At 63.2% G+C, this 25062-nt stretch carries 21 protein-coding genes and 1 tRNA gene; 20 read left to right on the top strand and 2 right to left on the bottom strand.

The window, feature by feature from the left end; all coding sequences use genetic code 11:
• Positions 1 to 30: 30 nt before the first annotated feature.
• Positions 31 to 1932, bottom strand: a complete 1902-nt coding sequence (locus AC07X6_RS05360) for a dynamin family protein (protein WP_494790320.1) — start codon at positions 1930 to 1932, stop codon at positions 31 to 33.
• A gap of 22 nt (positions 1933 to 1954) precedes the next feature.
• The gene (mutM, locus tag AC07X6_RS05355) at positions 1955 to 2791 is read right to left on the bottom strand and encodes a bifunctional DNA-formamidopyrimidine glycosylase/DNA-(apurinic or apyrimidinic site) lyase (RefSeq protein ID WP_494790319.1); all 837 of its coding nucleotides are present in this window, start codon (positions 2789 to 2791) and stop codon (positions 1955 to 1957) included.
• A 167-nt stretch (positions 2792 to 2958) separates the two neighbouring features.
• Between mutM and AC07X6_RS05350 the strand changes: the two genes are divergently transcribed.
• The 20 genes from AC07X6_RS05350 (at position 2959) to AC07X6_RS05255 (ending at position 24870) form a co-directional block, all read left to right on the top strand.
• On the top strand, positions 2959 to 4719 hold the full coding sequence (locus AC07X6_RS05350) for a tetratricopeptide repeat protein (protein WP_494790318.1): 1761 nt from the start codon (positions 2959 to 2961) through the stop codon (positions 4717 to 4719).
• Positions 4720 to 4780: 61 nt separating this feature from the next.
• Complete coding sequence (locus AC07X6_RS05345) at positions 4781 to 5431, top strand: outer membrane lipoprotein LolB (RefSeq protein ID WP_494790317.1); 651 nt, start codon at positions 4781 to 4783, stop codon at positions 5429 to 5431.
• Entirely contained in the window at positions 5428 to 6312 is an 885-nt protein-coding gene (gene ispE / locus AC07X6_RS05340; protein ID WP_494790316.1) for a 4-(cytidine 5'-diphospho)-2-C-methyl-D-erythritol kinase, read from the top strand. Before AC07X6_RS05345 ends, ispE begins: the two co-directional genes overlap by 4 nt.
• Before the next feature lie 78 nt (positions 6313 to 6390).
• Positions 6391 to 6467 (top strand) — tRNA-Gln (locus AC07X6_RS05335).
• A 150-nt stretch (positions 6468 to 6617) separates the two neighbouring features.
• The gene (locus AC07X6_RS05330; RefSeq protein WP_034753270.1) at positions 6618 to 7568 is read left to right on the top strand and encodes a ribose-phosphate pyrophosphokinase; all 951 of its coding nucleotides are present in this window, start codon (positions 6618 to 6620) and stop codon (positions 7566 to 7568) included.
• 164 nt (positions 7569 to 7732) lie between these two features.
• Positions 7733 to 8341, top strand: a complete 609-nt coding sequence (locus tag AC07X6_RS05325) for a 50S ribosomal protein L25/general stress protein Ctc (RefSeq protein WP_128141099.1) — start codon at positions 7733 to 7735, stop codon at positions 8339 to 8341.
• Positions 8342 to 8455: 114 nt separating this feature from the next.
• Positions 8456 to 9040 carry an aminoacyl-tRNA hydrolase gene (gene pth / locus AC07X6_RS05320; RefSeq protein ID WP_076565268.1) on the top strand — a complete coding sequence of 195 codons (585 nt, stop codon included), beginning with the start codon at positions 8456 to 8458 and terminating at the stop codon, positions 9038 to 9040.
• 216 nt (positions 9041 to 9256) lie between these two features.
• On the top strand, positions 9257 to 10348 hold the full coding sequence (gene ychF / locus AC07X6_RS05315; RefSeq protein WP_086145737.1) for a redox-regulated ATPase YchF: 1092 nt from the start codon (positions 9257 to 9259) through the stop codon (positions 10346 to 10348).
• 110 nt (positions 10349 to 10458) lie between these two features.
• Positions 10459 to 11382 carry a glycosyltransferase family 2 protein gene (locus AC07X6_RS05310; RefSeq protein WP_494790315.1) on the top strand — a complete coding sequence of 308 codons (924 nt, stop codon included), beginning with the start codon at positions 10459 to 10461 and terminating at the stop codon, positions 11380 to 11382.
• Between the two features lie 57 nt (positions 11383 to 11439).
• Entirely contained in the window at positions 11440 to 11988 is a 549-nt protein-coding gene (locus AC07X6_RS05305; RefSeq protein ID WP_494790314.1) for a dTDP-4-dehydrorhamnose 3,5-epimerase family protein, read from the top strand.
• A gap of 21 nt (positions 11989 to 12009) precedes the next feature.
• The gene (locus tag AC07X6_RS05300) at positions 12010 to 13422 is read left to right on the top strand and encodes a lipopolysaccharide biosynthesis protein (RefSeq protein ID WP_494790313.1); all 1413 of its coding nucleotides are present in this window, start codon (positions 12010 to 12012) and stop codon (positions 13420 to 13422) included.
• 109 nt (positions 13423 to 13531) lie between these two features.
• Positions 13532 to 14050, top strand: coding sequence for a sigma-70 family RNA polymerase sigma factor (locus AC07X6_RS05295; RefSeq protein ID WP_494790312.1), 519 nt, complete (start codon positions 13532 to 13534; stop codon positions 14048 to 14050).
• Positions 14051 to 14053: 3 nt separating this feature from the next.
• Positions 14054 to 15034, top strand: a complete 981-nt coding sequence (locus AC07X6_RS05290) for a FecR domain-containing protein (RefSeq protein WP_494790311.1) — start codon at positions 14054 to 14056, stop codon at positions 15032 to 15034.
• Positions 15035 to 15137: 103 nt separating this feature from the next.
• Positions 15138 to 16904 (top strand): ABC transporter ATP-binding protein, encoded by a 1767-nt coding sequence (locus tag AC07X6_RS05285; RefSeq protein WP_494790310.1) that lies wholly within the window; start codon positions 15138 to 15140, stop codon positions 16902 to 16904.
• The gene (locus AC07X6_RS05280; protein ID WP_494790309.1) at positions 16898 to 18658 is read left to right on the top strand and encodes an ABC transporter ATP-binding protein; all 1761 of its coding nucleotides are present in this window, start codon (positions 16898 to 16900) and stop codon (positions 18656 to 18658) included. The genes AC07X6_RS05285 and AC07X6_RS05280 overlap by 7 nt, the downstream gene beginning before the upstream one ends.
• Before the next feature lie 16 nt (positions 18659 to 18674).
• A complete protein-coding gene (locus AC07X6_RS05275) occupies positions 18675 to 19628 on the top strand; it encodes an ABC transporter permease (protein WP_494790365.1) in 954 nt (317 codons plus the stop codon).
• Positions 19625 to 20575, top strand: coding sequence for an iron chelate uptake ABC transporter family permease subunit (locus AC07X6_RS05270; protein ID WP_230541282.1), 951 nt, complete (start codon positions 19625 to 19627; stop codon positions 20573 to 20575). Before AC07X6_RS05275 ends, AC07X6_RS05270 begins: the two co-directional genes overlap by 4 nt.
• Positions 20572 to 21342: an iron ABC transporter ATP-binding protein gene (locus AC07X6_RS05265; protein WP_494790308.1), complete on the top strand. Its 771-nt coding sequence runs from the start codon at positions 20572 to 20574 to the stop codon at positions 21340 to 21342. The genes AC07X6_RS05270 and AC07X6_RS05265 overlap by 4 nt, the downstream gene beginning before the upstream one ends.
• A gap of 1 nt (position 21343) precedes the next feature.
• Entirely contained in the window at positions 21344 to 22318 is a 975-nt protein-coding gene (locus tag AC07X6_RS05260; protein WP_494790307.1) for a siderophore ABC transporter substrate-binding protein, read from the top strand.
• A gap of 104 nt (positions 22319 to 22422) precedes the next feature.
• Positions 22423 to 24870 carry a TonB-dependent siderophore receptor gene (locus AC07X6_RS05255; protein ID WP_494790306.1) on the top strand — a complete coding sequence of 816 codons (2448 nt, stop codon included), beginning with the start codon at positions 22423 to 22425 and terminating at the stop codon, positions 24868 to 24870.
• Positions 24871 to 25062: the final 192 nt, after the last annotated feature.

Below are 25062 nucleotides of genomic sequence, written 5' to 3'. Positions count from 1 at the left end.
GATTCCAGTGTTGTATTCAGTGCGTAGGGTTCATGCGGCGCTGGCTGCGCGCAAGGCGGCCAGCAATTGCGCCAGCTGCGCCTTGTCGCGTTCGAGCGCCGCCAGGCTGGCCTCGAAGCCGGCGATTTTCTGTTCCAGACTGCCCGTGGCGTCGTGGATGCGCTGGATCGAGGCAAAGCGCAGTTTCAGCTGTTCCTTGTACTCGACGATCTGCGCCTCGAGCGGCGCCATGATGACTTTCAGCCAGGCGCTGGCGTCGTCATTGGCGTTGGTGAAACTGCGGCGCACGCGCGAGGCGATGGTGTCGAAGAATTTTTCCATCAGCACGACCCGGCTGGTGGTCAGCAGGGTCGCCGTGCCAAACTGTTTGTGGTAGACGGCTTCGATGTCGGCGATCTCCTGGCGGTAGCGGACCAGCGAAAAGGGCATCGGCAAGGCCAGCGCCAGGCCATGTTCGGAGGCGAATTTGCGGTACATCACGTTCATCATTTCCGTGATCTCGGCCGTCTTGCCTTCCGAGCGGTCGAGGTTCTGGCCGATGCGCTCGAAATACTGGCGCACGGCTTCGCGCAGGCCCGTGAAAAAGCGGCTGCGCTGCATGGCGGCGCGCACGCCGTCGATATCGTCGCGCACGATGTCCATGCCCAGGCTCGTGTACAGCTCCGTCGACAGGCGGGTAAATACGGCGCGCGTGGCCTGCAGCTTGAACAGGCTGCTGTCGAATTCCTTCTTCTCGATATCGACGCGCCGCATCATGTGCGCGATCACGCTCTGGTTCTTGCCGCGCAGGCTGTGCAGCTCGTGCAGCTGCTCGGCGATGCCGCGCGCGCGGGCCGCCGCCTGTACCTGCTGCGCCGCTTCGATGGCGTCCAGGTCGAACGCCAGCTGGCGCCGGATGATGTCCTTGCGCGCGGGGATCAGCTCCTCGAACAGGGCCGTCTCCAGCGCCTGCAGGCGGCTTTTTTCCAGCAGCGCCGCATCGTGGTTGATCTTGCCCACCAGGGCCTTCTGCGCCGAGACGGGAAACACCTGGCCAGTGTCCAGCGTCAGCAGATGCGCCACGCTGGCCTGCTGGCGTTCGATCGCCTGCGCCACCTCGGCATCGCCGCGCAATTCATCCCACATGCTGTCGATCTTGTTGAGCACCACCAGGCGCCCCGCACCGGCGCCGATATGGTTGCGCCAGACCTCGATGTCGCTGCGCGTGACGCCCGTGTCGGCCGCCAGGATGAACAGCACCGCGTGCGCATTCGGGATCAGGTTCAGGGTCAGTTCCGGTTCCGTGCCGATGGCGTTCAGGCCGGGCGTGTCGAGGATCACCAGGCCGTGTTTCAGCAGCGGATGGGGGAAGTTGATGATGGCGTGGCGCCACATGGAGATTTCCACCTGGCCGTCTTCGTCGAGCATGGCGGGAGCGTCGGCGTCGTCGGCGTCGTACAGGCCGTAGCGCGCCGCTTCTTCCACGCTGACTTTTTTCGTCAGGCTGACCTGGCGAATGGCTTCCTGCATGTCGTCGCCCGCCTCGATATTCAGGGGCAGGACGGTCCAGGCGGCGGGCAGGTCGCGGTAGTCGCTGGTTGACAGGTTCTGCGCGCGCGTCTCGATGGGCAGCAGCCGGATCGATGGCGGCCAGGCGGCGTCGTACAGCAGCTCGGTGGGACACATGGTCGTGCGGCCCGCGCCCGAGGGCAGGATGCGCTGGCCATAGCCGGCAAAGAAGATGGCGTTGATCAGCTCGGATTTGCCGCGCGAGAATTCCGCCACGAAGGCGACGGATAAACGGTCATCGAGCAGGCGGGAGCCACAGCGCGCCAGGCGTAGCGCGGAGGCGCCGTCGACCAGGCCCGCCGCGCTGGCGGCTTGCCGGTAAGCCTGCAAGGCGGCCTGCACGTCCTGGCGCCATGCGCTGTATTGTTCCAAGTCTCTGACCATCTGGCTCCCTCTGTGAGTGTGCTTACTTTTGACAATTCACGCAGTAGAACGTGGAACGCTGTCCCTGCACGATTTGCCGGACCGGCGCGCCGCAGACGCGGCAGGGCTTGCCCGCGCGGTTGTACGTGAAATACGTCTGCTGGAAGTAGCCGGACTGGCCGTTCACGCCGATGAAGTCGCGCAGGGTGCTGCCGCCTTGCATGATGGCTTCGGCCAGCACGTCGCGGATCGCCTGCGCCAGTTTCTCATAGCGGGCCAGGCCGATGCGCCGGGCCGGCGTCTTCGGGTTGATCCCCGCGCGGAACAGGCTTTCGGAACAATAGATATTGCCCACGCCGACGACGATGTCGCCCGCCATCAGCACCTGCTTGATGTTGGTGCTCTTGTTGCGCGTTTTTTCGAACAGCAGCTGGCCCGTGAAGCCGCCTTCCAGCGGTTCCGTGCCCAGGCCGCGCAGCAGCGCGTGGCCGTCCAGCGGGCCATCGGCCTCGTCGTGCCACAGCACGGCGCCGAAGCGGCGCGGGTCCGTCATGCGCAGCACCTGGCTGGTGCCGTCCGCGTCTTCCACGACGAGGTCGAAATGGTCGTGCTTTTGCGCCTGCGTCCCCGTCGGCAGCACGCGCAAGTGGCCCGACATGCCCAGGTGGATGATCAGGGTGCCGTGGCGGAAGTGGATCAGCAGGTATTTGCCGCGCCGCCCCGTCAGGCCGATGGTTTGCCCCGACAATTGTTCGCCCAGGGCAGGGGGGAAGGGCCAGCGCAGGCCGTCGCGGCGCAGCACGACGGCGCGCACGGCGCGGCCTTCGATGTGGGGCGCGACACCGCGCCGTGTGACTTCGACTTCTGGCAATTCTGGCATAGGGCTCGAATGGTGGAAAACCGGGTAAAAAACAGGCGGCTTGCGGGCCGAGGGCTGGCTCTGGCATGCCACGCCGACGCGACGTATATATTTCGTTACATACGTGAAGTACGCGATAGCCGCGTTGGGCGTAGAATCAAACTTTGCCGTTTAGCCAGGATCAGCCTTTGAAAAACGCTTTCGCCATTGTAACCTTGTCCGCCCTGATGGCCACGCATGCCATGGCGCAGACGCCTGTTGCCCCTGCCGATGCCGCGGCCAGCCCTTCTGCGGCCGCGCCCGCCGCGCCGCAGGAGCCGGACGGCTTGCCCAAGGTCGAGTTGAGCAGCGATTTGCTGTACAAGCTGACGAAGGCTGAAATGGAATTCAAGAGCGGCCAGTGGCAAGGGCCGTACGTGACGATGATGGTGGCGGCGCAGCAGACGCGCGATCCACGCCTGGCGCGGCGCGCTTCCGAAATGGCACTGGCCGCCAAGCAGGGCGGCGAGGCGCTGGCGGCCATCCGCCTGTGGCGCGAGCTGGCGCCCGACTCGGACGAGGCGACGCAGTTCTTCCTCGGTTTCGTCGTCCTGACGGACAAGATCGAGGAAGCGGAACCGATTTTTGCCGAACGCCTGGCCAATGCGCCCGCAGGCGCACGGGGCGTGGCCCTCTTCCAGATGCAGCAGATTTTGTCGCGCTCGAATGACAAGCTGTACGCCTATTCGATGCTGACGCGCCTGGTGCAGCCTTACCTGGACATGTTCGAAGCGCACCTGGTGCTGGCGCAGGGCGCCTTGTCGCTCGGCGAGCGTGACCGCGCCATCGGCGAGGCGAACAAGGCGCTGGCGATCAAGCCCAGCTCCGAGCTGGCCGCGCTGACACTGGCGCAGGTGACGGGCGAGCCCGAGGCGGCGGGCAAGGTGCTGGCCGCTTTCCTGCAAAAGAATCCGGACGCCGTCGAAGTGCGCGGCGCATACGCGCGCCTGCTGGTCGAACAAAAACAGCTGGAGCCGGCGCGCGAGCAGTTCCAGCTGCTGCTGAAAAGCGCGCCCGATAACGTGGGCGCCCTGTACGCGCTCGGCATCGTGGCGCTGCAACTGGAAGACACCAAGGGCGCGGAGCAGTATTTCAAGCGCTTCTTGGCCGTGCTCGACAAATCCCCTGGCGACACGCGCGATCCATTCAAGGCCCTGATGATTTTGTCGCAGATCGCCGAGACGCGCGGCGACACGGCCGGCGCCATCGCCTGGCTGGACAAGGTCGACAACAGCGCATCAAGCGGTTATGTCGAGGCGCGCTTGCGGCGCGCCCAGCTGATCGCCCGTGGCGGCAATCTCGATGCGGCGCGCAAGGCGCTGACGGAAATCGAAACGGATGATCCGGCAAGCCAGGCGCAGGTGCTGCTGGTCGACGCGCAGTTCCTGCGCGACGCTGGCTACGTGCAAAGCGCGTACACGGTGCTGGAAAACGCCTTGCTGCGCTTCCCCGACAATCCGGAGCTGCTGTACGACTATGCCTTGCTGGCCGAGCGTCTCGACAAGCTGGACCTGATGGAGGCCAGCCTGCGCCGCGTGATGGCGCTGGCGCCCGACAACCAGCATGCCTATAACGCCCTGGGCTACTCGCTGGCCGAACGGGGCATCCGCCTGCAGGAAGCCCATGCGTTGATCGAAAAAGCCTTGCGGATGGCGCCGGGCGACCCTTTCATCATGGACAGCATGGGCTGGGTGCAGTTCCGCATGGGCAACCTGGCCGCCGCGGAAAACGCGCTGCGCCGCGCCTATGCCGTGCGCAGCGATCCGGAAATCGCCGTCCACCTGGGCGAAGTGCTGTGGCAGAAGGGCGACAAGGCCGAAGCGCAAAAGCTGTGGCGCGAGGCGCAAGGCAAGGACCCGAAAAACGACGCGCTGAAAAGCACTTTGGCGCGCCTGAATGTCAGTCTGTGATTGAATCGATTAACTCAACTATAAAAAACCAGCGCCATGGCGCTGGTTTTTCCTTGTGCCCATGTTAAAAAAACTCCTCCCCCTGGCTCTCGTCTGCCTGTCCCTCTCGGCCTGCTCGACCCTGAGCTCCCCATTCTCGTCCGGCGCCGCGCCATCCGCTACTACCGTCGCGCCCTACCGCGAACAGGTGGAGCTGACGGGCCGCCTGAACGTCGTGTACCAGAAGGATGACAAGCCCGAATCGGCCACCGTCAATTTCAACTGGCAGCAGACGGCGCAGCGCACGGACGTGACCCTGTATACGCCCGTCGGCAGCACGCTGGCGACGATCGCCGTCACGCCGCAAGAGGCCGTGCTGACGCAGAGCGGCAAGGCGCCGCGCAGCGCGCCCGACGTCGATACCCTGAGCGCACAGCTGCTGGGCTGGTCCTTGCCCGTGTCGGGCTTGCGCGACTGGCTGCAAGGCTATGCCGTGGGCGCCGATGGCAAGCGTTTCATCGCTTCGCCGGCCAACGACAGCGTGACGACCAAAGATGGCTGGCGCTTGCGCTATGTGTCGTGGCAAGAAATAGGGCAAAATGCGGCCGACAATACACCGGGCGCCTTGCCCCAACCGCGGCGTATCGATGCCGAACGCAATGCCAGCGCGCAGGCCGATGCCGTCTCGCTGCGCATCGTCCTCGATCCCGCCCCATCGGCTCAAGCACAATGACGTTGACGACCCTGAATAACTGCCCGGCTCCGGCCAAGCTGAACCTCTTTTTGCACGTCAACGGCCGCCGCGCCGACGGCTACCATCTGCTGCAGACGGTGTTCCAGTTGCTCGACCATGGCGACACCCTGCACTTCGCGCTGCGCGACGACACGGCGATTGTCCGCGTGACGGAACTGGCCGGCGTGCCGCAGGAGCAGGACTTGATCATCCGCGCCGCCAGGCTGCTGCAGGCCGACGTGCAGCGCCGCACTGGCGCCTTGCCGCGCGGCGTCGATATCGCCATCGACAAGGTGCTGCCCATGGGCGGCGGCCTCGGCGGCGGCTCGTCCGATGCGGCCACGGCCCTGATGGCGCTGAACCGTTTGTGGCAGGCCGGCTTGACGCGCGAGGAACTGATGGCGCTGGGCTTGCCGCTGGGCGCCGATATCCCGTTTTTCATCTTTGGCGAAAATGCCTTTGCCGAAGGCGTGGGCGAGGCCTTGCAGCCCGTCGCCACGCCCGCATGCTGGTATGTGGTGATCGAGCCGGGCGTGCAAGTGCCCACCGCCGCAATTTTTTGCGCGGAAGGCTTGACGAGGAATACCGAACCCGTCACAATAGCGGACTTTTCCAGGTACCTCGCAGAAGGAAACGATGCGGGCGGGTTTGGAAAGAATGATTTACAGCAAGTAGCATGCAGTCTTTTCAAGCCGGTAGCAGATGCGGTAGAATGGCTGGGTGCTTACGGTGAAGCCAGGATGACTGGTTCCGGTGCTTGTGTGTTTAGTGCGTTTGGCAGTCAGGAAGAAGCGGATGCGGTGCTCAGCAATGTGCCACCAGTCTGGATCGCCTGGAAGGCAAAAGCGCTGAATCGCCACCCGATGCTCACCATGTTGTAAAGAGCAAAAAAAGATTTTGCTTAGCGTCAAAAAGTCGGTATAATACTGGCCAACATGACGGCAAGCAGTCAGTAACGTAGGGGAATCGCCAAGCTGGTTAAGGCACTGGATTTTGATTCCAGCATGCGAAGGTTCGAATCCTTCTTCCCCTGCCACCATTTCACCGTAGTCTGTCGATGCGAAGTTGGCGTCCAGTGCGGGAAAAAGCAGATGTGCCGCCACGCGGCATATTCTAAACAATGACTGACCGGGCCTATGCCCGGTTAGTGCTTTTCAAGACTTCTATATCACCTCTTGGGACTCCCATGGCTTACGAAAACCTGATGGTTTTTACCGGCAACGCGAATCCAGCGTTGGCAGAGGGGGTCGCAAAAAACCTCGGCATCCCTCTCGGTAAAGCAAACGTTTCGAAATTCTCCGACGGCGAAGTAATGGTCGAGATTAACGAAAACGTGCGCGGCAAGGATGTTTTTGTTTTGCAATCCACCTGTGCTCCAACCAACGACAGCCTGATGGAAATCATGCTGATGGTTGATGCCTTGAAACGTGCTTCCGCCGGCCGCATCACTGCCGCGATTCCTTACTTCGGCTACGCCCGCCAAGACCGTCGTCCACGCTCCGCGCGTGTGGCGATTTCGGCCAAGGTGGTGGCGAACATGCTGGAAGAAGCCGGTGTCGAGCGCGTCCTGATCATGGACTTGCACGCTGACCAGATTCAAGGTTTCTTCGATATCCCAGTCGACAATATTTACGCTTCGCCAATTTTGCTGGGCGACCTGCAAAAGAAAAACTACCAGGATCTGCTGGTGGTGTCGCCGGACGTCGGCGGTGTGGTACGTGCGCGCGCCCTGGCCAAACGCCTGGGCTGCGACCTGGCCATCATCGACAAGCGTCGTCCAAAAGCGAACGTGTCCGAAGTGATGAACATCATCGGTGAAGTCGAAGGCCGCAACTGCGTGATCATGGATGACATGGTCGACACGGCAGGCACCCTGACCAAGGCTGCCGAAGTGCTCAAAGAGCGTGGCGCGAAAAAAGTCGTGGCGTATTGCACGCACGCGGTGCTGTCGGGCCCGGCGATCGACCGTATTTCGGCCTCGCCACTCGATGAGCTGGTCGTGACCGATACGATCCCCCTGTCCGAAGCGGCCCTGGCCTGCGGCAAGATCCGTCAATTGACGTGCGCGCCGCTGCTGGCCGAGACGTTCAAACGCATCATCAAGGGTGATTCGGTTATCTCGCTGTTTATTGACTAAATAGCGTAGTAGTAAAAGACGTAATGCCTGCGGCGCGACCGGCTTTTTGCCTGTTGCGCCGCAGTGTTTTAGTTTTCGGGGTGTTTTCACCCATTTTCGAGGATTCCTGGTCGCGGGAATCCTCATAACACAAGGCGCAAGCCTTGTTCTTCTTGGAGTTTCACATGAAAGTTATCGCATTTAAACGCGAATTGCAAGGTTCCGGAGCGAGCCGCCGCCTGCGCATTTCCGGCCAAACCCCTGGTATCGTCTACGGCGGCGCTGAAGCCCCTGTGCTGATCTCGCTGGATCACAACGCCCTGTACCACGCGTTGAAAAAAGAAGTGTTCCACTCGTCGATCCTGGATCTGGAAATCGACGGCGTTTCCCAGCAAGTTCTGCTGCGCGACTTCCAAGTCCACGCATACAAACAACTGGTTCTGCACGCTGACTTCCAGCGCGTTGACGCTAAGCAAGCTATCCACGTGAAAGTGGCGCTGCACTTCGTAAACGCTGACGTTTCCCCAGCAGTCAAACTGCACGGCGCGACCATCAGCCACGTAGCCAACGAAATCGAAGTTTCGTGCCTGCCAGGCCAACTGCCAGAATTCATCAACGTTGACCTGTCGAACATCGACGTCGGTCACTCGCTGCACGTTGGCGACCTGGTCCTGCCAGCTGGCGTGACCGCTGTCACCCACGGCGCCAACCTGACCATCGCTACCGCTTCGGTACCGGCCGGCCACGTTGCTGCTGAAGCCGCTGCTGCTGAAGTTGTTGCTGACAAGAAGTAATTCTGCCGCCGCAGCAATGCGGTAGTCGCAAGGAAAAACCCGCCTGGTTCGTCCCGGCGGGTTTTTTTCTGCCCGTTTTCACCGATAATACGTTTTTACACTGCAGACATCGCCATGCCCATACGCCTGATCGTCGGCCTCGGCAACCCGGGACCCGAATACGAACAAACCCGCCACAATGCCGGCTTCTGGCTGGTGGACAACCTTGCCAACAGCTTGCCTGGCACGCGCTTGCAGCGCGATTCGCGCTATAACGCCATGCTGGCCAAGACCTCCATCGGCGGCAAGGAAGTCTGGCTGCTCGAACCGCTGACCTTCATGAACCGCTCGGGCCAGTCCGTGGGCGCGCTGGCGCGCTTTTTCAAGATCGCTGCCGATGAAGTGCTCGTCGTGCACGATGAGCTGGACTTGATGCCCGGCATCGCGCGTCTGAAGAAGGGCGGCTCGGCCGGCGGCCACAATGGCTTGAAAGACATCACGGCCGCGCTGGGCACGCAGGATTACTGGCGCTTGCGCCTGGGCATCGGCCACCCGCGCACCCTGAGCCTGCAGCAGCAGGTGGCCGATTTCGTCCTGCACCGCCCGCGCCGCGAAGACCAGGAGCTGATCGAGCAAGCGATAGAAAAATCCTTGCAGGTCATGCCGCAGATCGTCGAAGGCAAGTTCGAGGCGGCGACCATGAAACTGCATACGGCCTGAGAACAGGGCCTGATGGCGTCATGATACGGCCGTTTTGGCGTCATTTGCCCATCATCGGGCTTTTGAAGCGCGCGCGACACGGGTACAATTGACCCCTTGAAATGCAGCACACGCACTATCCCCGGAAAAGGGCGCATCATCGACCCCGTTTTCCCTAACAGCACGGCAAGCACGCCGATAGACGGCGCCATGTGCTTTGATTATTAAAGGTTTTCCATGAGTCTCCAATGCGGTATCGTCGGCTTGCCGAACGTCGGCAAGTCCACCCTGTTCAATGCACTGACGAAAGCCGGCATCCCGGCTGAAAACTATCCGTTCTGCACCATCGAGCCGAACGTCGGCGTCGTCGAAGTACCGGATCCGCGCATGGATGCGCTGGCCGCCATCGTCAAGCCGGAACGCATGGTCAACGCCATCGTGGAATTCGTCGACATCGCCGGTCTGGTGGCCGGTGCATCGAAGGGCGAGGGCCTGGGCAACCAGTTCCTGTCGCACATCCGCGAGACGGACGCCATCGTCAACGTCGTGCGCTGCTTCGAAGATGACAACGTCATCCACGTGGCCGGCAAGATCAACCCGCTCGACGATATCGAAGTCATCCAGACCGAACTGGCGCTGGCCGACATGGGCACCGTGGAAAAAGCCATCCACCGCGAGAACAAGAAAGCCCGCTCGGGCGACAAGGACGCGGCCAAGCTGCTGGCCATCATGGAACGCATGATGCCTTACCTGAACGACGCCAAGCCGGTGCGCGCCATGGGCCTGGACGCCGACGAAATGGAGCTGATCAAGCCTTTGTGCCTGATCACGGCCAAGCCGGCCATGTTCGTGGCCAACGTTTCCGACTCGGGTTTCACCAATAATCCGCTGCTGGATCAACTGACGGCGTATGCGCAATCGCAAAACGCCCCTATCGTCGCCATCTGCGCGGCGCTGGAAGCGGAAATCGCCGATCTGGACGACGCCGACAAGGGCGCTTTCCTGGCCGACATGGGCATGGAAGAGCCGGGTCTGGACCGTCTGATCCGCGCCGGCTACAAGCTGCTGGGCCTGCAAACCTACTTCACGGCGGGCGTGAAGGAAGTGCGCGCCTGGACCATCCCTGTGGGCGCCACGGCGCCGCAGGCGGCGGGCGTAATCCACACCGACTTCGAACGCGGCTTCATCCGCGCGCAAACCATCGCCTATGACGACTTCATCGCCTACAAGGGCGAAGCGGGCGCCAAGGAAGCGGGCAAGATGCGCGCCGAAGGCAAGGAATACGTGGTCAAGGATGGCGACGTGCTGAACTTCCTGTTCAACGTCTAAGGACAGATGCTTGCTGGCGAGCGCCAGCAAGCTATTGCATTTGTCCATTGCGAAATGCCGCTCAATGTATTTGGGCGGCATTTTTTTGTCTGTGATGTGAAAGGCCTGTTATGGCGTCAGAGAAACAACCGCTCGTTTCCATTGTCATGGCCACGTATAACCGGAGCAATATCCTCGGCTATGCGATTCAATCGGCACTCGCCAGTACCTTGCAGGACTGGGAACTGATTATCGTCGGCGATTGCTGCACCGACGATACCGCCGAGGTGGTCGCCGCGTTCGGTGACGCGCGTATCCGCTTTGTGAATCTGGAGGTCAATTACGGCGAGCAGACGGGACCCAACAATCTCGGCATCAGCCTGGCGCGTGGCACCTATCTGGCATTCCTGAACCACGATGACCTGTGGTTGCCTGATCATTTGCAAAGCAGTATCGATCTCCTCGAACGCACCGGGGCCGAGCTGGTCTTTGGCCAGGGATTGGTGGTCTTGCCTGTCGGATATCACATGGTGGGGGCGCTGGCGGATGGTGTGCAAGCGTACCGTCCGTGGATGGACGTGCCGGCTTCGCTGTGGGTCATGCGGCTGGAGCTGGCCCGGCAGATCGGGCCATGGCAACCATCATGGGAAGTGCGCTGCTGGCCGTCGCAAGCCTGGTTGCACCGCGTGTATCGCGCGGGGCGGCCGATGCTGGCCCATCCCCGCATCGGCGCCATCCTGATCCAGTCTGGCAGCCGCAGCAATGCCTACCTGGAGCGGCAGCACGGCGAGCATGCGTACTGGTGGGCGCACATGCAAGATCCGTTCAATATTCTGCAGGCTGTTACCACGCTGTATGGCAAAGTGGGCCATGAGCGCCTGATTGCGCCGCTACTGTCCGCCCTGACGACCTTGAAAGCTTTGTCGCGCCGCCTTTGCTATATGCTGGGCTTGTGGCCGCCGCATCCCGGGTTCTGGCTCAAGTATTGGCGCAAAGGCACCTTTTTACGCGAATTGCGCCGCCGCCGGGGATTGAATGACATGCCGCGGCGATAGATAATACCGTTGCAATACATAAGAGCATTTTTATAAAAATTTCTAGGGGTAGATCTGGTGGCTGAGAAAGATAACTGGTTGTTGGCTGGCGCGAAACAGGATGGCGAAAGCATTACCAAGGAATGGAAGCCGAAGGCGCCTGCCTTGATTGATGGCGTGATCTTTCAGGAAATCAAGCCTGTCTTGACGGCATACGGCAGCCTGACCGAAATTTTCCGTACTGAATGGGTGCCCGATGCGGCGCAGATCGGCCAGATATTCGCCTCGACCTTGGAGCCGGGCGGACTGAGCGCCTGGCATGCGCATGCCATCACGACGGACCGCCTGTTCGTGGCGGCGGGCCAGATGCGCGTGGTGCTGTACGACGCGCGCGAGGATTCGCCGACCTTTGGCATGCTCAACGAATTCAAGCTGGGCACCAAGCGTCCCGGCCTGCTCGTCGTGCCGCCGCGTGTTTGGCATGGCGTGCAGAATTACTGCGGCTCGCCTGCCATCCTCGTCAATGCGGTGGACCATGCGTATCGCTATGATGCACCGGACCACTGGCGCGTGCCGGCCGATTCGGACACGGTGCCGTATCGCTTCTCCAACGACAGGCATGGCTGAGATGCCCGGGCCGGCTGAACGATGCGCCTGACTCGTCTCGCGGGTTTTTCAGCCGGCCCCATTTTGTCGCTGCTGTGCAGCCTTGCCACCGTGCCTGCCGTGGCCTGGCTGTTTCCGCCTGCCGACATCGGCAAGCTGGATTTCTTCATGACCGCCTGCACGGTGGCCGGTTTGTTGCTGTCGCTGGGGCTGGACAAGGCCTTCCTGCATGAATACCACTACAGCACGAGTCGTAGCGGCCTGCTGAAAGCATGTTTGCTGCCGGCCGTGCTGCTCGCGCCCGTGGCCCTGGCCGTGATACTCGTGTTTGCGGCGCCGGTAGCGCAACTGTTATTTGATGTGGCGCAACCTGCATTGGCCATCCTGTTCGCTGCCGGCATGCTGAGCGCCCTGGCCAATCGCCTGATCGCGCAGCTCTTTCGCATGCAGGAGCGCGCCTGGGTATTCGGCCTGGCGCAGGTATTGCCGAAAATGTCGCTGCTGTTGCTGCTGCCTGTACTGTGGTGGGATCCGCAGCGCAATTTCGTGCACCTGGCGAGCCTGGTCGTGGTCACCACCTGGCTGGTCACCTTATGGCTGTTGTGGCATGCACGCGTATCGCTGGCGCAGGCCTGGCGCGCCGCCGTGGACCGGTTGCTGCTGCTGCGCCTGCTTTCCGAGGCGGGGCCACTGCTCGTGAGCGGGATTTTTTATATGTTCATGTTGTCGGCCGGCATGGGCTTGCTGCGTTTCTTTGCCGGCTTTGACGAGCTCGGTATTTATGCGCTGGCCATGCGCGTGGCCGCCGGGGCCTGGCTGGTGCAGTCGATTTTTACGATCGTCTGGATACCGCAAGTACACAAATGGGCCGCGGCTGGCGGCGACCTGTCGAATATTGTCGCCATTTGCCGCCATGCGCAAGCCATCGTCGTAGTGGGATTTTGCCTGGCGGGCTCCCTGGCCTGGCTGATCGGTTGGGTCTTGCCTCCCAACTACCATGGCGTTGCGTACCTGGCGGTGGCCGCCGTGGGCCAGCCGCTGCTGTATGCCCTGGCGGAAGTGAGCGGCGTCGGCATCAATCTGGCCCGCCGTCCTTCACTCTCCATCGCCGCCTTCGCGGCAGGCTTGCTGACGACGTTGCTGGCGGGCGCCGTGCTGGTGCCGCGCTGTGGCGCCACGGGCGCCGCCGTGTCGCAACTGCTGGGTTTTTTCGTGTATTTTGTCGTCAAGACGGAACTGGGCATGCGTGTCTGGCGTCCGCTGCCGCGCCGCTCGCTCTATCTGAGCGCTTTCCTGCTGTCGCTGCTGGCAGCGGGCCACGCGTTCTTTGCCCAGCGCCTGGGGGCGCTTGCTCCGCTGGCGTGGGGCGCGCTGCTCGCTGCCGCACTGTACATCTACAGGCCGTCGCTGCGGGCCGCTTTCAGGCTGTTCAAGCCCGCCCGGCAGCAGGGCTGACAGCGGGCCGTATTGCGCTTTCCTTGTGACTCCGCGTACAATGAGAATAATTCTCATTTATAATCCGATGCGCCTGTTCTTGCCGGCCATCGGCGACAGGAAGGGTAACGTGAGCACCGCCGAGTCAGCGCTTCAGCAGCAAGTCAGCAGTCTGTACACCGACCACCATGGCTGGCTGCGGGGCTTGCTGCGCCGCAAGCTGGGCAATGCTTTCGATGCGGCCGACCTGGCGCACGACGTGTACCTGCACCTGATGAAGACGGGCAAGATGCCGCCGGCCGGGGAATCGCGCCGCCATCTGACGCAGATTGCCAACGGCATGGTCATCGACCTGTTCCGGCGCCGCCAGATCGAGACGGCCTACCTGGAAGTGCTGGCCCTGGTGCCCGAAGCGCTGGCGCCGTCCGGGGAAGAGCGCGCGCTGGTCATCGAGGCGCTGACGGAAATCGATGCCGTGTTGCACCAGCTGCCAGCCAAGGCGCGCAAAGCCTTGCTGCTGTGCAAGTTGGATGGCCTGAGCTACCGCGACATCGCCGCCGAACTGCAAGTGTCCGTATCGTCCGTGGAAAAATACATCGCCGCCGGCTTGCTGGCCTGCTACCAGGCCCTGCACGGGCAGGGTGCCTGAACCGTGGAAGTGGTGATTGCGCCCGCCATCGTCCAGCAGGCGGCCCAGTGGATGGCGCGCCTGTGGTCCGATGACGCCAGCGACGAAGACCGGGCCGATTGCACCCGCTGGCGCGCCGCCCATCCGCACCACGACCTCGCCTGGCAGCGTTTGCAGGCGTTCGAAGGCAAGCTGCACAGCGTGCCGCGCGACGCGGCCCGTCACGCGCTGCGCGAACCGGCACCGGCCGCCTACCTGAACCGCCGCCGCGCCCTGAAATTGCTGGCCGTGCTGCTGCCCGTGGGCGGCATGGCCTACATGCTGCGCGGCACGGATGCCTGGCAAGTCGCCATGGCCGGCCATGGCACGGGGATGGGCGAAGTCCGCGAGATTACCTTGCCTGACGGTACGCGCGTGATGCTCGCTTCCGCTTCCGCCATCGACGTGCGTTTCGACGCCAGCGAGCGCCTGCTGATCCTGCGCACTGGCGAAATCCTCGTCACCACGGCCCACGATCCCGATCCGGCGCAGCGGCCGTTCCGCGTGCAGGGCCGCCACGGCACGGTGCGGGCGCTCGGTACGCGTTTTACTTTACGACAAGACGAACACACGTCGCGCGTGGCCGTGTTCGAGGGCGCCGTCGAAATACGCCTCGCGCATGCGCCGGGCCACGCCGTGGGCATCGCCACGGGCTACAGCGCCATCTTCTCGGCAGACATCGTGCAATCGGCCGCCCCCGTGCCGGCCAGCGCGGCGGCCTGGACCAAGGGCGTGCTGGTAGCCGACAACATGCGCCTCGATGCCTTGCTCGCGGAACTGGCCCGCTACCGGCCCGGTCTGCTGCGCTGCGATCCGGCCGTGGCCGGCTTGACGGTCAACGGGGTGTTTTCCCTGCGCGACACGGACCGCGCGCTGCACAACCTGGCGCTGGCCTTGCCCGTGCAAATCCTGGCGCGCACGCGCTATTGGGTCACGGTGCAAGCCATGCCCCAGGCCGCTGCCTGACAATTTCGCGGGGCCGATTGAGGGTTTTGCATTCTCGTTCGGGATATAGGGTAAGAGCCACCCTTATCCATTGAACTTATGCACGTTTTTCCCCGTTGTTCCCATGAGTAGCCCAAGCCCCCAAGCCGGCCCCATCAGCCGGATACTGCGTCCCATCCGCGGGCGCCTGATCGTTGCCGCCGTGCTGGCCGGCACGGGTTCCATGCTGACCCTGGTGCCGCTGGCGGGCATCGCGCACATCGCCAACATCGCGCTGAACCCTGCGCTGGCGCAAGGTGATCTCTGGCCCACCATCATCGCCAGCGTCGCTAGCCTGTTCCTCGGCATGGCGCTGATGTCGCTGGGCGAGCTGGCCGCGCACCTGGCCGACAACCGCCTCACCCATCAACTGCGCCTGCAAGCCATGCAGCGCCTGGGGCAAGTGCCGCTGGGCTGGTTCACCGGCCGGGCCTCGGGCGAAGTCAAGCAGGCGATGCAGGATGACATCAACACCCTGCACAGCCTCACCGCCCACTTTTATACGACGACGGGGCGCGCCGTCGGCGCCATCGCCAGCTCCGTGATTTACCTGTTCGCCATGGACTGGCGCCTGGCCCTCGTCGCGATCTTGCCGTTTCCCGGTTTTTTCCTGTTCTTCGGCCGCGCCATGAAGGCCAGCAGCGGCAATATGGCGCAATTCGTCGCCGGCATGGGGCGCATCAACAATGCCGTGGTGGAGTTCGTCAACGGTATTCCCGTGGTCAAGGCTTTCGGCGCCACGGGCCGCGCACACGGCAGCTACCGCGCGGCCGTCGATGCTTTTGCCGATGCATTTGCTGCCTTCACGCGCCCGCTGGTCGGTTCGATGGCCAATGCCAATGCGCTGATCGCGCCCGTCGCCGTGCTGGGCGTGGTGGTGATGGCCGGCACCGTGTTCGTGGCGCTGGGAGCGATGGCGCCCGTGGATATCCTGCCGTTTGCCTTGGTGGCGCCCGGCATTTCCGCGCCGATGCTGCTGCTCCACTATCTGACCCACGACCTCAATAACGCCACCGGCGCCGCCCAGCGCGTGCTGGCCTTGCTCGATACGCCCGTGCTGGCGCAGCCGGCGCCGGATGAGCAACAGTTGCCCAACGGCACCGAGATTCGCATGGAGAACGTGGGCTATGCCTACGACGGGCAGAACAAGGTGTTGTCCTGCATCAACCTGACCTTGCGCCCTGGCACGGTGACGGCCATCGTCGGCGCTTCCGGCTCCGGCAAGTCGACCCTGGCGCGGCTGCTGCTGCGCTTTTTCGACCCGACCGAAGGGCGCATCACGCTCGGCGGCGTCGATTTGCGGCATATCGCCACGCCCGAGCTGTACCGGCGCATCGGCTTCGTGCTGCAGGAAGTGCGATTGATCCACGCCAGCGTGCGCGAAAACATCGGGCTGGGCCGGCCATCGGCCAGCTTGCAGGAAATTGAAGAGGCGGCGCGCCTGGCAAACATCCACGAACGCATCCTGGCCTTGCCGCGCGGCTACGATTCCATCATCGGCGAGGATGCGCAACTGTCCGGCGGCGAGCTGCAGCGCGTGAGCATCGCCCGCGCCGTGCTGCTCGATCCAAACGTGCTGGTACTCGACGAAGCGACGGCCGCGGCCGATGCGGAAAACGAAGTGGCGATCCAGGATGCGCTGTCGCGCTTTGCCCAAGGCCGCACCCTGCTGGTGATCGCGCACCGGCTCGACACCATCATGCATGCCGACCACATCGTCGTCGTCGAGAACGGCGCCATCGCCGAGCAGGGCAGCCATGCCAGCTTGCTCGCAGACAAGGGCCGCTATGCGCGACTGTGGACGCTGGGCGGCTATCAGGATTCCCCGGAAGAAACGGTGCTGCCATGCTGAAGACATTCATACAATTGCTGGGCGACGATGCGCCCGTGTTCCGCCGCTACTGTGCCATGGCGCTCGCGTATGGCGTACTCAGCGGCTTGACGATCACGGCGCTGGTGCTGGCCCTGGGCCGGCTGCTGGGCGGCGACGCAGGCGGCGCGGCTCTGTGGCTGCTGGTGCTGCTGGCCGGACTGGTCGCTTGCTGGGCCTGGCGGCGCCAGGTGGAAAAAGCCGGCGTGCGCGTGGGCGTGACGGTGCTGCAAGGGGCGCGCCAGCGCTTGGGCGACCATGTGGCGCGCCTGCCCGTCGGCTGGTTCACGCCGGACAACACGGCAAAACTGGGCCACCTCATCACGCAAGGCATGATGAACGTGGCGCAACTGCCCGCCCACGTACTCACGCCCGTGATCTGCGGCGCCGTCACGCCCGTGGTGCTGCTCGCCGCGCTGTTTGCGCTGCACTGGCAGCTGGGCGTGATGGCGCTGCTGGCACTGCCCCTCCTGGCGGGCGCCTTGCGGCTCACGGCGCACCTAGGCCAGCGCGCCGACGACGCCTATCACCACCATTTTGCCCAGACCAGCCAGCGGCTGGTTGAGTTTGCGCAAGCGCAATCCGTCTTGCGCGCCTTCAGTGGTGACGGCGGCGGCACGCGCTTCCTGCAGCAAGCCATCGATGGGCAGCGCCACGCAGGCACGCGGCTGATTTACCTGTCGGCGCTGTCGTCGGTGCTCAATGCCTGGATCGTGCAAGCCATCTTCGCCGCCTTTCTGGCGGCCGCCGCGCTGTGGCTGAGCAGCCTGCTGGGAGCGGCGTCCGCTGCGGGCGACGCTATTTCTGTCATCGTGGCACTGCTGCTGGTGGTGCGCTTCGTCGACCCGCTGCAGGAAGTGGCCAGCTATGGCGAAGTGCTGCGCGGCGCGCGCGGGCCGCTCGATGCGGCGCGCGATATTTTCGCCGTGCAGCCGCTGCCGGAAGCAGGCAGGCCGCAGGCGCCGCGCGATGGTTCCGTTGAGCTGCGCGGCGTGGCTTTCCGTTATGCACAGGATCAGCCCGACGTATTGACGGATATCAATCTGCAGATTGCGTCCGGCAGCATGACGGCGCTGATCGGCGCTTCCGGTTCCGGCAAGACGACCCTGGTGCGCCTGGTCGCGCGCTTCTTCGACGCCAGTGCAGGCGCGGTGCTGGTGGGCGGCGTCGACGTGCGGCACATGTCCAGCGAACAATTGGCGGGGCAGATCAGCCAGATCTTCCAGGACAGCTATTTGTTCCAGGGCAGCATCGGGGACAACATCCGCCTCGGCAAGCCCGGCGCCACCGATGCCGAGGTGCTGGACGCGGCGCGCCAGGCGGGCGTGGCCGAGATCATCGCCCGCCTGCCGCAGGGCCTCGACACCCCCGTGGGCGAGGGCGGCGCGCACCTGTCCGGCGGCGAACGCCAGCGCATCGCGATTGCCCGCGCGCTGGTCAAGGATGCGCCGATTTTGCTGGTCGACGAGGCGACGGCCGCGCTCGACGCGGAAAACCAGGCCGCCATCGCCAAGGCGCTGGCGCGGCTGCGCGGCAAGCGCACGGTGATCGTCATCGCCCACCAGCTGTCGACGGTGGCCATGGCCGACCAGATCGTCGTGCTCGACGGCGGCACGATCCGCGAGCAGGGCGCGCCAGCCGCCTTGCGGGCACAGGGCGGCCTGTATGCGCATTTCCTGGCCCAGCGCCAGGCGGCCAAGGGCTGGCGCATCGCCTCCGCCGCACGGCAGCCATGAACGGGATGACGAATTGATACAGGCGCGTCTGTTTTTCGTCTTCCTGCTGCTGTGTGCGGCTTCGCTGCTGGTCGGTGCGCGGCAGATGGAGTGGGCGCAGCTGTTTGCACTGTCAGACGCGCTGTCAGATGATACGTGGCTGACCCTGACGGCCAGCCGGCTGCCCCGCCTGGCGGCGCTGGTGCTGACGGGCGTGGGCCTGTCCGTGTGCGGCGTCATCCTGCAGCACATCGTGCGCAACAAATTCGTCGAACCGGCCACTTCGGGCGGCCTCGACGCGGCCAAGCTGGGCATTCTCGTGTCGCTGACGGTAGTTCCCGCAGCGGGCACGGCGGGCAAGATGGCGTTCGCGCTGGCCTTCTGCCTTGCTGCCAGCCTCGTGTATGTGGCCTTGATCCGCCGCATCCGTTTCAAGAACACGATTCTGGTCCCCGTCATCGGTCTCGTGTATGGCGGCGTGCTCAGCGCCGTGGCCGAGTTTTATGCCTACCGCAACAACATCCTGCAAAGCATGCAGGGCTGGCTGCTCGGCGATTTCTCGAAAATCGTCCAGGGCAACTATGAAATCATTTATCTGATCTTGCCCATCGTTGCCCTCACGTATCTGTACGCGCAGCGCTTTACCGTGCTGGGGCTGGGAGAAGGCATGGCTACCAGTCTGGGCCTGAACTATGGCGCCACGGTGGCGCTGGGCCTGATGCTGGTGGCCGTCACGGTGGCCGCTACGGTGATCACGGTAGGGGCGATCCCGTTTGTCGGCCTGGCCATCCCGAACCTGGTGGCTTTGCGCTACGGCGATAACCTGGGCCGCACCTTGCCCCTCGTCGCGCTGGGCGGCGCTTCGCTGCTGCTGGCTTGCGACATCGCCGGGCGCTTGCTGATCTACCCGTTCGAGGTGCCGATCGGCCTGACGGCGGGCGGCGCGGGCGGCCTGCTGTTCCTCATATTGATCATTCGGGGGCGGCGATGAGGCGGCTATTTAATCTGCGGACGCTGTGGCTGGCCGTCGCCATCCTGGCGCTGATTTTTCTTTGCGTTGGCGCAAACTTCGACGTTGATTACATTATTCCGAAGCGCCTGGCGCGGCTGGCCGCCATCGCCATCGGCGGCGTCTGCGTGGCCGTGTCTTCGATTGTTTTCCAGACCATCGCCGGCAACCGTATCCTGACGCCGGCCGTCATGGGCTACGAAGCCGTGTATCTGCTGCTGCAATCGCTGCTGGTTCTCGTCATGGGCATGCACAGCGTGGTGCTGCTGGGGCAGAACGGCAATTTTGTATTGTCCATCGTGCTGATGCTCGCGTATTCCTGGGCCATCCATTACTGGCTGTTTCGTGATGGCAAGAACAACGTGTATTTCCTCTTGCTGCTGGGATTCGTGCTGACGATGGTGATCGGCACGTTCACCCAATTCATCCAGCTGCGCATCAGTCCCGGCGAATTTGCCATTTTGCAAGGATTCAGCCAGGCCTCGTTCAACAAGGCGCAGCCCGCGCAGTTGCTGACCTCGGCCCTGCTGGCGGGCGCCGCCTGCGTGGCCGTGCTGAAGACCTTGCCGGCGCTCGACGTGCTGGCGCTGGGCCGTGAGCAAGCCACGTCGCTCGGTATCGACTACCGGCGCATGGTGCGGCTGCAGCTGGCGCTGATCGCCGTGCTGGTGGCAGTGTCGACGAGTCTGCTGGGGCCGACAGCCTTCATGGGTATCTTTGTGGCGAACACGACGTATGCCCTGGCCCGCACGGCGCGCCATCGCGTGACCTTGCCGCTGGGCTGCGCCATCGCCATCGCCATCTTCCTCGCCGCCCAGTTGCTGGTCGAGCACGTTTTCAACTACCGGACCACGGTCGGCATCCTCGTCAACCTGGTGTGTGGCGCGTATTTCCTCGCGCTCATGGTCCGCACCCGGGGCACCGCATGATCCACGTCAACCATATCGAAAAAAGCTACGGCAGCAAGCGCGTGCTGGACAAAGTCAGCGCACAGTTTCCCAAGGGAAAAGTGACATCCTTGATCGGCCCCAACGGCGCCGGCAAGACGACCTTGCTGATGCTGATTGCGCGCCTGCAGGATGCGGGCCAGGGGGAAATTCTGCTCGGGGGGCGCAGCATCGCGGACATTCGCATTGCTGACTATGCGCGGCAAGTGGCCACGCTGCGCCAGGCGCCCGATTTCAACCTGCGCCTGACGGTGGAAGAGCTGGTCACCTTCGGCCGCTTCCCTTACAGCCGAGGTAACCTGACGCCGCAGGACCGGCAGGCGATCGATGACGCCATCGCCTTTCTGTCGCTGGAATCGCTGCGCACCGCCTATGTCGACGAGCTGAGCGGCGGCCAGCGCCAGATGGCCTTCCTGGCCATGACGATAGCCCAGCAGACGGATATTTTGCTGCTCGACGAGCCGCTCAACAACCTCGACATGAAGCACGCCGTGCAGATCATGCGCGCGCTGCGCCGCCTGTGCGACGAGCAGGGCCGCACCGTGATCCTGGTGATCCACGACATCAATTTCGCCGCCAATTACTCGGACCACATCGTTGCCATGCAGGCCGGCGCCGTGCGCTTTTCCGGCCCCGCGCACGAGGTCGTCACCGAGGAACGTTTGCGCGCGCTGTACGACATCGATTTCCACATCGTGCGCAACGAGCGCGGCTGTGTCTGCAATTACTTTACCCCCACAGGAGCCTGAGATGATCTGCAACAAACCCCGTCTGGCGCTGGCCATGCTGCTTGCCGCCATGGCCGTCTTGCAAGGCTGCCGCGAGAAAGCACCGCTGGCGCCTGCCGCTACCGCCTCGCAGCCGGCGTTTGCTCCCATCACCATCGTCCATAAACTGGGTACGACGGTGATTGCGCAGCGTCCGCAGAGGGTGGCCGTGCTCGACATGAATGAAGTCGATTTCCTCGACCAGCTGGGCGTGCCCGTGGCCGGCATGGTGAAGGATTACGTGCCGCATTTCCTCACGCGCTACAGGGATGACGAGGCCATCCGCGACCTGGGCGCCATCGTGCAGCCCAATCTCGAGCATATCCACGCGCTCCAGCCGGACCTGGTGCTGATGACCTCGATCCAGGCCAACCATTACAAGGATTTGAGCCAGATTGCGCCCACGGTGCATTTCGACGTGGATTACCAGAACAGCGAGAGCAAGCACATCGACGTAGTGAAGGAGCACTTGCTGACACTGGGGCGCATCTTCGGCAAGGAGGAGATTGCTCGCCAGAAGGCGCAGGAGCTGGACGACAAGGTGGCGGCCGCGCGCAAGGTGACGCAGGAGCGTCCCGAGAGGGCGCTCATCGTGCTGCACAACAACGGCGCCTTCAGCGCGTTCGGCGTGCAGTCGCGCTATGGTTTTGTTTTCGACGCGCTGGGCGTGAAACCGGCCAGCTCGGCCATCGAGGCGGGCTTGCATGGCCAGCCCATATCCAGCGAGTTCATCCAGCAAGCCAATCCCGACATCATTTATGTAGTGGACCGCACGGCCGTGATGGAACACCGTCCCGTCATGACGGCCGAGCAGATGGCCAATCCGCTGTTGCGCCAGACCAATGCCTGGAAGAGCGGCCGCGTGGTCTTCGTCGATGCGGATGCCTGGTACATCACGGCGGCCAGCGTGACGTCGCTGAAACGGGTGATCGACGATGTGCTCAAGGGCTATCAATAATCAGCATATTTCGTAATGAGTCGCATTTGCATTGAGGGTTTTGCCTTTTCGTTCGGGAGATAGGGTGAGAACAAGCAATCACCCCCTCTGAAAGGATTTACTTTATGACCCAACGCATGGCAACGCGCCACCTTCCCGCCTTGAACCTGAGCCGTATCGCCACCGCCGTGCAACTGGCGCTCATCACGGGCTTGACCGTGGGGGCGCTGGGCGTGGCAGCCCCCACGGCGTACGCGCAAGCGGCGCAGGCCCGCCAGGCGTTCAGCGTGCCGGCGGGAACTCTGGGGCTGGCGCTCAACACCTTTGCTGCCGAGGCGGGGATCGAATTGACGGCCGAGGCTAGTCTGCTGCAAGGCAAGAACAGTGCCGGCCTGTCCGGCAGTTACAGCGTGCCCGAAGGCTTTTACGAATTGCTGCGCGGACACGGTTTACAAGCCGTGCGCGAGGGCAACGGCAGCTACACGCTGCGCCGCGAACCGGCACACAGCACCGCCGCAGAAGCGGCCGCAACCATGCCTGCCGTGACGGTGTGGGGCAAGGGCAATAGCGTGACGGATGCCTATGCAGGCGGACAAGTGGCGTCCGGCGGCCGAGTGGGATTTCTTGGCGACAAGGATTTTATGGAAACGCCGTTCAACACCATCAGCTATACGGATACATTCATCGAAGACCGGCAGGCGCGCGACATCACCGACGTGATTTCCGCCACCGATCCTACCGTCTTCAGCAGTGGCATGACGGGCATCATCGGCGAGAATTATTCGATACGGGGTTTCAGTTCGAATATCGGCGATGTTGCGTTTGGCGGACTGTACGGTATCTCGCCGTATTACCGCACGTCGCCCGAAATGTTCGAACGCATCGAGGTGCTGAAAGGGCCATCGGCCTTGCTCAATGGCATGCCACCGGGCGGTTCCGTGGGCGGCAGCATCAACCTCGTGCCCAAGCGCGCGGGCGATGCGCCGCTGGCGCGCGTGACGGCGTCGTATATGTCGGATTCCCAGTTCGGTGGACATGTTGATCTGGGTCAGCGTTTTGGCGAAAATAAACAGTTCGGCATCAGAGTCAACGGCGTCTACCGCGATGGCGACGGCGCCATCGAGCATCAGAAAAAGAAAACCCAACTGGTTTCCGTGGGCCTGGACTGGCGCGGCAACGGTGCGCGCCTGTCCGCTGACCTGTACCATAGCGAGGACCGCGCCGACGGCTTGAACCGGGGCGTCAACCTGGCTGCCGGTTTGCCCGTGCCGCGTCCGCCGAAACCGGAGACGCTGCTCAATCCCAGCTGGGCGTTTTACGATACCAAGGACAAGGGCGCCATGCTGCGTGGCGAGCTGGACGTGAACGCGCAGGTGATGGCGTATGCCGCCGTGGGCGCCAGCCGGGCCGACTATCAGTCGACGGGCGCGTACCTGATCCAGGTGTTCAACACAGCCGGCGACTACCGCACCAATCTTGCCGACCTGGGATTTGACGTGGAGAAACAGTCGGCGGAAGCAGGCTTGCGGGGCAAGCTGCGCACGGGCGATATCGGCCATCAATGGGCCGTCAACGCCACGTATTACCACCACACGGACAAGCAGTACGGTCGCAGGAATACCCTGGCGAAAGATTGGATCACGAATATCTACCACCCCGTCTGGGGTCCGGCGACGCGCTTCGATGCGCCGCAAATTTCCAAGGCGGAACTGCGCCTGGCCAGCGTCGGCCTGGTCGATACGCTTTCCTTTGCGCAAGACACAGTGCAACTGACGGTGGGCTTGCGGCGCCAGGAAGTGCTCAGCGATAACTTCAACATCAAGACGGGTGCGCGTACCTCGCGCTATGACGAAGGCGCCACCACGCCGGCCGTCGCCCTGCTGGTCAAGGCGAGCAAGACGGTTTCCCTGTACGGCAATTACATCGAAGGCTTGAGCCAGGGCGCCACGGCGCCGTTGACGGCGGCCAATTCGGGCGAAGTCTTTGCGCCGTACAAGTCCAAGCAGGCGGAATTGGGCGTCAAGGTCGACCTGGGCGAGTTCGCGCATACGCTCAGCGTATATGAAATCAAACGCCCCAGCAGCTATGTCGATCCCGTCAGCAATGTCTTTTCTTTCGGCGGCGAGCAGCGCAATCGCGGCGTCGACTGGGGTTTCTTCGGCTCGCCCCTGCGCGACGTGCGCCTGATGGGCGGTATCGCCTATGTCGATCCGGTCTTGAGCAAGACCGTGGGCGGCGCCAATCAGGGCAAGCAGGCAACGGGCGTGCCCAGGTTGCAGGCGAAGCTGGGCGTCGAGTGGGATACGCCCGCCATTCCCGGCGTGACCTTGACGGCGAATGCGACGGCGGCATCGAAGCAATACATCAATGCCGACAACTCGATGTCCGTACCGGGCCGCAGCGTATTTGACCTGGGCGCCCGCTATGCCACCCGTGCCGCCGGCCGGCCGTTGACCGTGCGCGCCAGCGTGAGCAACGTGGGCAACAAGGCGTATTGGGCGCTGCCGCAATGGACCAGCCTGGGCCTGGGCGCGCCGCGCACGGTCATGCTGTCGGCAACGGTGGATTTCTGAAGGCCGTTCGCCACACCAGCTGAGTGGGCATGCCCTGCCTGTGCAGGGCATGCCCGTTATGGGAGGTCGGCGCACGTTCACGTCGGGTTCCAGCCTGAAAAATACCGCTATCACAGCTGATAAATATCAACGCCTGAAAGCGCGCAGCACCAGGATCGGTGTTAATATTTTCCGAATGTTTATGAAAAAATC

Source organism: Janthinobacterium sp. GW460-12-1-14-LB5, assembly GCF_059423585.1.
Note: the sequence above shows the minus strand (reverse complement) of the source record. Positions and strands in the feature narration are given on the sequence as shown.